The organism is Succinimonas sp., assembly GCF_045225735.1.
GTDB lineage: Bacteria > Pseudomonadota > Gammaproteobacteria > Enterobacterales > Succinivibrionaceae > Succinimonas.
Genome location: NZ_JBGVBR010000099.1, coordinates 1 through 7,620 on the forward strand (window position 1 = coordinate 1; position 7,620 = coordinate 7,620).

General features: G+C 54.2%; 6 protein-coding genes. 2 read left to right on the top strand and 4 right to left on the bottom strand.

The window, feature by feature from the left end; translation table 11 throughout:
- From ACJROR_RS03455 to ACJROR_RS03470, 4 genes are all read right to left on the bottom strand, one after another.
- A partial coding sequence (locus tag ACJROR_RS03455; protein WP_406545875.1) for an ISAzo13-like element transposase-related protein occupies nucleotides 1-776 on the bottom strand: 776 nt, incomplete at its 3' end.
- 48 nt (nucleotides 777-824) lie between these two features.
- The gene (locus ACJROR_RS03460) at nucleotides 825-2,006 is read right to left on the bottom strand and encodes a glycerate kinase (RefSeq protein WP_406545876.1); all 1,182 of its coding nucleotides are present in this window, start codon (nucleotides 2,004-2,006) and stop codon (nucleotides 825-827) included.
- A 76-nt stretch (nucleotides 2,007-2,082) separates the two neighbouring features.
- Nucleotides 2,083-3,432, bottom strand: a complete 1,350-nt coding sequence (locus ACJROR_RS03465; protein ID WP_406545877.1) for a hypothetical protein — start codon at nucleotides 3,430-3,432, stop codon at nucleotides 2,083-2,085.
- Nucleotides 3,433-3,453: 21 nt separating this feature from the next.
- A complete protein-coding gene (locus ACJROR_RS03470; RefSeq protein WP_406545878.1) occupies nucleotides 3,454-4,563 on the bottom strand; it encodes a hypothetical protein in 1,110 nt (369 codons plus the stop codon).
- Nucleotides 4,564-4,875: 312 nt separating this feature from the next.
- On the opposite strand from ACJROR_RS03470, the gene ACJROR_RS03475 reads away from it, so the two are divergent.
- A complete protein-coding gene (locus tag ACJROR_RS03475) occupies nucleotides 4,876-6,219 on the top strand; it encodes a PqiA/YebS family transporter subunit (protein WP_406545879.1) in 1,344 nt (447 codons plus the stop codon).
- A 147-nt stretch (nucleotides 6,220-6,366) separates the two neighbouring features.
- A partial coding sequence (locus tag ACJROR_RS03480; RefSeq protein WP_406545880.1) for an intermembrane transport protein PqiB occupies nucleotides 6,367-7,620 on the top strand: 1,254 nt, incomplete at its 3' end.

Consider the following 7,620-nt stretch of genomic DNA (forward strand, 5'->3'; position numbering starts at 1 on the left):
CTGCTTCCGCCTCCGTCATCTGTAATATACAGCTTTGAAGCTTTGGGATAACGTTCCTTCCCCATATAGTTCCACCAGTTCCGAATGAAATTTGCAGCAAACACAGCGGTGTCCGGAGTGATCCCTGAAATAACATAATCAGCGCTGTCATTCCTGAAATTACCAATGTTTTCCTTCTTCTTGCAGCATATTGATATTACAGGAATGTTCTGGCTGAGATATACGGCCGCCGTAGCGTTAATGTGCCTGAACTGCTCCTTGCGTTTTTCAGCTTCCGGTCCTGATTGCTTCATTTTCTGATTCTGCTGAATGCTGAAGCCAAGCTGTTTCAAATAATCGCCAGCCTTGTCTTTATGGATAACGAAACCTTCCTTCTGCAACTCGGCGGCAAGCGTCCTCAAACTTTTGATTGTCCAGCGCAACGGGCCTGAGGATTCTCCGCTGGAGTCCGAATCTGAGAGACGCTCCAAAGCCTCAGGAAGTTCAGGCTGCTTCTCCAGAAGGCTTTTCCTTCCGCCGCCTTTGGCTCTGATTCTCACCTTAGGCGAGGTTTTAGTTTGCCCGAAACTTCCGGGGCTGTCTCCTGCTCTGAGCTCCCTGATCCCCAAACTAATGGTATTTCTGTGCGTCCCCGAAATCAAACTGACCGTTTTGATCCCGCCCTGTCCCAGCGCAATAGCCTCGGATGCAAGATATTTCCGTCTCAGGCTTTCGTTCAAGTGAGGAAGGATGAGTTTAAACTTCTCTTCCAGAGTATCTGCGGTGGCAGCAAACATATCTGTATTTCCTGAAATCAAAAACTTGCTGACTCGGTTTTTGCAAACTTATTTGCCGAGTATTCCCTGCTCCGCCTGCGCTCCTCGGCGCCCCATCTCCATGCCGGTTCTGATAAAAAGGAACATCCGGAGAGCCGCGTCATAGTAAAGCTCCCGGGCCCGCGTGAGAGCCGTATCCAGAGACATGGGAGCGTTCACGGAGGTCATTAATGAGCAGATGCCGTGATCCAGAATCTCCATGGCCCCGTCTCCCATCGATCCGGAAAGCCCCGCGGCAGGCACGCCATGCTTCCGGCAGCGTTCCCCCACCGCCTGCATCACCTTGCCGGAGGCAGTCTGACTGTCGGTGCGGCCTTCGCCAGTCACCACAAGATCCGTCTCCTTAAGCCGGGCGTCGAAGTCCAGAAGATCCAGCACCGTGTCAATGCCGGATCGCATCTCCCCCCTGAGAATAATTCCCAAAGCCGCTCCCAGTCCGCCGGCTGCTCCGGCTCCTGGCAAGGCATCGGGATCCCGGCCGGTCTTTTCAATAATGATCTCCCGGTAATGCCGCATGCCCTGTTCCAGTCTGGCCAGGATTTCCGGAGTGCCGCCCTTTTGCGGGCCATAGGTCATGGTCGCTCCCCGGGGGCCGGTAAGAGGGTTCCGGACATCGTTCATTACCGTGAGCTTTATCTCCTGAAGGCGGGGATCCAGTCCCGAGAGATCCGCCTCCCTGACATAAATAAGATCCTCGCCCCGGCCGGAAAGAGGAGTCCCGACCTCATCCCGGAAGACGGCTCCCAGAGCAATGAGAGCTCCCATACCGCCATCGTTGGTGGCGCTGCCGCCCAGAGATACCGCAATATCCGTAAATCCCCGCCGGAGAGCATCCCGGATAAGCTCTCCGGTGCCTCGGCTGGTGGTGTAAAGAGGGTTCCTCTTTTCAGGCGGAGTGCCGGTAAGTCCGGAGGCCTCTGCCATTTCTATTACGGCCCGCTTTCCGTCGATGGCGAGATAACGGGCGGTAACGGGATTACCGGCAGCCCCGGTAACCGTCATCGCAATAAACTCTCCGCCGGAGGCATGTTTTATGGCGGTAATGGTGCCTTCGCCGCCGTCCGCCACCGGAAGGCCCTGACAGACAGTATCAGCGCCGAACACCTCCCGGGCCGCCCGGGTCAGAAGCTCCGCCGTATCCTCACTGGTGAGAGAGCCCTTGAAGGAATCGGAAACAAACAGAAAATTCATGCGGTGATCTCCTCTCTGACTCCTGTTAAATTCCCCTGGCTGCCATTCCGGCTTTGCCGCCCCGGCCTGAAACGCGCTATGCCGCGCCGGATTTGTCAGGGGCTGCCTCCGGAGCGTCCTTGCCGGAGAGCATCCTCCTGCCCAGATCGTAGCATTCGGCATAGCGGCGATCCCGCAGCCGTTGCTCAGATTCTTTCAGATATGACCGGAATTTGCTTTTCGGGCAGGCGGTTTCCCGGCAGGCTTCAATCGACTTCTCTTCAACTGTCAGAAAAAGCCATACAGCAAAAATGAGGCCCGCAGTAGCTACCGCCACATCGATCTCATTGTACGGGGGATCTGCAGTAAAGAGAGGATATCTGTCACTGAAAAAAAGCGGCTCATAAACCATCCTGACATATACCATCGCCGTCATAAATAAAGAAAAGCCGCAAATCACTTTTACCATTGTTCTTCTGTTGCCGCACTCCCTCCGGATCCTGGCGTAGGTCTTTTCCGGATAACCTTCCCGGGCAAGTTCCCAGAAATCAGCATCGAAATATTCATTTTTGCAGCCGGGACAGACTCTGACCGCTTTTCCCAGCCGGGCAGGAAATTTCCGGGTATTGTCTAACTCATAACCGCAGCAGGAACAATGTCCGTTCCGTTTCCGGTAAAGACGTCTGCCCGATGGAAGCTCGGCAAAATTCCGTTCCCGGGCGGAGACTTTGACCGCATCTTCCGGGGATTCCCTCAGAATGTCCAGATATTGCTGCGGCACCGGATGACCTATGCGCCGCAGGAATTTGATATATTCAGGATCCTTTGCATTAACCCGGACGCCTTTATGTCCCCAGGTATCGTTAAGCGAATAAGAAACATGATATGCCAGGAATATCACGAACAGCGCAAGGAGACCGGTAATATTTATCAGGAGGCTTTCCAGAAAAGCCTCCTGATTCTCTGAAGCTCCGGAGCCCATGAGATCCAGAAGATTCCAGCCCCGGATCCCGGCGGCATCAATAACGGTGAAGATCAAAAGAAGACCGGCCGAGACAAGTCGGGGAACCAGGGCCTTCCTCATAAAGCCGAAAAAGCCCCGGTCAGCGCTCCGGAAATGCTGCGCCTCATAAACATACTGATTGAAATAGAACTTGCCGCACTTTTTGCAGCGGCTGACCGGCTTTCCATAAACAGGATCCCGGGGATCGTCATCCCCCCTGGGCATTTGTTCTGCGGGAACATCATCAGGGTTGACAATATCGCTCCTGCGGGGAGCTGCAATCTGAAACAGCACAACGGCGCCGCAGCAGGGACAGGCCGCAAAAAAAAACTTTCCGGCTCTGTACAAGGGCCATTTGCTGGTATAACGCACCCGGGCGGGCTTAAGAACGGCATAGTCAGCATAAACACTTTGTCCCGGCGTCTTTTTATCTTTTGCCATCATCCTCTTTCTGCCCCTTTCCGCTTATTCCGTATCCTCGTTGCTTACGATGCCAGTGATGCTGATAAACACCGGCTCGGGTTCCCGGGCATCATCAAACTGCCGGATGAAGGTCTGAGCTTCCTCCTCCGCAATGTTCCGGCCGTTCATTCTGTAAGAGCAGGACTTCGCCCCGCCTTCGGACTCCTTGCAGGAAACCCGGAGCTGGTTTACCGGCTGGCTGTCCTTAAGCTCGGCATAGGAGACATTAAGCCCGGAATCATCGGAGGATACGATACCATGCGGAGTCACCCGGAACTCCTTAGGAGCCTTGTCCAGAGAGGACAGCCGGACAATGCCGCCGTTCCCGGCAAATACCTCCGTGTTTCCGCTGTCGGAGCGGGACAGCCAGATCTCCGGAATATTGTCCCCGTCGATATCCGTCAGGGAAAGCCGATCCCATTTGCCGTCGGGAGACCCCGGAGCCACGAGCTTTTTCCCGGTAATAAGGGATCCGGTCTTCGGGGTGAAGTCGCTCCCGTCCCATTCGTATTTCTGCTCGATAGTGTAGAGAGGCACCTCGCTTTCATCGTACATGAAGTAGGTATCCTGGAAGATGCTGCCGTCCTCTTCGATAAGATAGCCGTAATTCACGCTGTTAAAGCCGTCGTATCTTTTGTCAAAAAAGTCCTTTAAGGGAATGAGCCCCCGGGTCTCCGGACTGAATCGGTAAAAGCAGAAGGAGCTCGTGCCCATAAGATCCTCCTGGGAGGCAATGTGGAGAGCGAAGGAAAGTCCGGTTTTCGGGGAACGGTAAACCCGGGCGGTGAAATATTCCGAAGATTCGTCCTCATCCTCCGTGTCTTCATCGCTCTCCGGAGGATACTCGATATTGCCGGAGGATACCGGAGGCAGCTTCCGGCTGAGATAGTCCTTGATTCCCGGGGACTGCCATTTGTCCGCAAAGGCCTTAAGAAAATCCCGGGCCTCGGGATCAGCGGTTCCGGGGAGAGGCAGGTTTTCATTCATGCAGAATGCCTCATAGTAAACAGGATCATCCCCGGCGTCTCCGGTATCCTCTTCGTCCGCACAGGCCTGTCCCATGGCCAGCATGCCCCCTGAGAGCAGCATTGCCGCATAGATGAACTTCCGCATAAGATCCCCCTGAACTGCATGGTTTATCCGATCATGTCCTTAATTATAGGAATTCCTGTCCGGCAAACCGTGAGAAAGCGGGGATTTTGAAAACTTCCGGAGAAAAAACCGGCTGTTTACGCCCTTCCGCCGCCGTCCACGGGGCTTTGGCAGCATGGATCCATATCTTCCCGGCCTTCTGCTTCCGCCTGGGATCCCCCGGCAAAAACAGGAGATAACCGCCTAAAAAATACCCAAACGCACGGGATTCTTTTATAATGGCATTCTGTTAAAATCAGCAGCTGTGTTTCCTGTGTCCGCCGGTGTCTCCCTATGACCGACAATCCTGAAAAAGTAATCTGCGGGCAGTGCGATCTGGTGCTGGAGGTTCCCCCGAGAGAAGGTCATCTTGTGGGCTACTGCCCCAGATGCCGCAACGCCGTCCATCACTACCGGGTACGCCCTTCCAGGGTGTCTCTCTGCTATGCCCTGGCGGCCATATTCTTTCTGGCGGCCACGGACTCCCTTCCCTTTATGGCCATTTCCGCCGCCGGCATTGAGCAGGGCATGCAGGTACTGGACTACACCACGGTGCTGGGGGCTCAGGACATGTGGGCGGCCAGCTTCGTGATTTTCCTCTTCATGCAGTTTCTTCCCCTGATGACCCTCCTGACCATCATTGCCGGAGATACAGGCAAGATCCTGAAAAAGCGCTTTTTCTTCATGCCCTTTCTCCTGAAGATTCTGCATTTCAATGTGGAATGGAGCATGGTAGAGGTCTTCATGGTGGGAGTGCTGGTCAGTCTTATCAAGCTTATCAGCATGGTGAACATCGAGTACGGATCCGGCTTCTGGACCTTCTTCGCCTTTGCCATTTTTTACCTTCTGGCCGTGAGCCGCTTCAGCGAAGAGGAAATGTGGAATTACTTCGCGCCCCGGGACAAAAAGCATCTTAAAAGATCCCCGGACGCAGGCATCAGGGCCGAGCCGCAGAACTTCTGCTCCTGCACCTGCTGCGGGGAAATTCTGGACATGGAAAACGAAACGGAATGCCCCCGCTGCCATACCGGCATCCGGGATCGCAGTGCCCAGTCTCTCCATAAAACCCTGGCCTTCACTCTGGCGGCCATTGTGATGTACATTCCCGCCAATATTTACCCCATGATGGTGACCACCTATCTGGGCAGCGATTTGGAGTCTACGGTTATTGACGGCGTCATCACCCTGTGGGAGTTGGGCTCCTATTTTGTGGCGGCGGTGATTCTGATTGCCAGCATCTTCATCCCCATTATCAAGATCCTGCTTCTGCTCTATCTCTGCTGGTCGGTGAAAAAGCTCCGCAGAACCCGGAACCGGGTCTTCCTGACCGTGGTCTACCGCATTGTGGAATTTATCGGCAAGTGGTCCATGGTGGACGTGTTTGTGGTAGCCATCATGGCCACCATCGTCCGCATTCAGAACCTGATGACCATTTACGCCGGCTCGGCTATGATCTCCTTTGCCGCGGTGGTGATTCTTACCATGATTGCCGCAAGATCCTTTGATCCCCGGCTGCTGTGGGGCTACGGCAAGGATCGCGCGGATCATTCCCATGCGGAAGATGACAAGGTTACTCCGGATAAGACGCCCCCGGAGGAACCGCAAAACAAACAGGTGCCGGCCCCGGCCGCCGGATAACGTTATGGATTGTAAAACAGCTGAACCGGCTGATTGAATCGCTTGAATCAGTTACGGGGCAGCCCCCGCAAGACGAAAGAGACAAAAGAATAGACAACCGGAAGCAGCCCCGGAGCAGCTTCCAGCAACCTGGAGATATGAAAAAAGATGGATAAGATCCTCACCGTGAAAAAGGAAAAGCTCTATTCCTTTATCTGGACTGTTCCCATCGTCGCCCTGATCATTGCGGGAACGCTCATCTACCGCTCCCATTTCAACAAGGGACCGGAGATCACTCTTATTCTCTCCAAGGCTGACGGCATTGAAGCGGGAAAGACCGCCATCAAGGCCCTCAGCGTGAACGTGGGCAAAATTGAGAGCATATCGCTGTCCCCGGATCGCAAAAACGTTATTGCCACCGCCCGCATGGATCCCGGCACCGAGGATCTCATCCGGGAGGATTCCCGCTTCTGGATCCAGAAGGTGCGCATCGACCGCCAGGGGGTAACCGGCCTGGATACCCTGCTTTCGGGATACTATATCGAGCTTTCTCCGGGAAACAGCCCGAGACCGTCAAAGATGTTTTCGGTGCTGGATGATCCTCCCATCGCCACCGATGACCGGGGACTTTTTCTGACGCTGCATTCCAAATCCCTTAAAAGAGTTTCTCCGGGCAGCATTCTGAAATTCAAGGGCATTGAAGCCGGATATATCATTGACGCCAATTACAACTTTCAAAAGCAGGTCATGGCCTACCGGGTATTCGTGTCCTATCCCTACTCCAAGATCATAGATTCGGGCACCAAGTTCTGGATCTCCTCTGGCATCACCTTCTCCATGGGCACCGAAGGCCTCAAGGTGGACACCGACTCCCTGGAAAACATCATCAGCGGCGGCATCAGCTTTGACAACATTGAAGGCAGCCTGAACGACGAGGATGACGTTCCGGTTAAAAACGATCACGTCTTTACCCTTTACAATGATCGCACCAGCATTGTGCCCACCTATGCCAAAAGCCGCACTTTGGACTATGTTATTCTGCTGCCGTATCCGGATCGGGGACTTCAGGCCGAATCCCCGGTGTTCTTTCAGGGCGTGCAGGTGGGCGTAGTGAAAAAGGCGCCCTACTTCCCGGAAAACTACCGGCTGTTCCACAATTACAGCAAATACACGGCGGTGCTCATCTCCATCCAGCAGGAGCGCTATGAAAAGAGCTCCCTGGAAACCATCGAGGAGATCCGTCAGGACATTGAGCATCTCATCAGGGAAAAGAATCTCACCGCCTCCGTGGAAAACATGAACATGCTCACCGGCAAGAAGTGCATTGACCTTCTGATGGTGGAGGATCCTGGCACCGAAAGAATCATCTACAACGCTCCGTATCACGGCTTTCCGGTTATTCCCTCCGTGGACAAGAGCCTG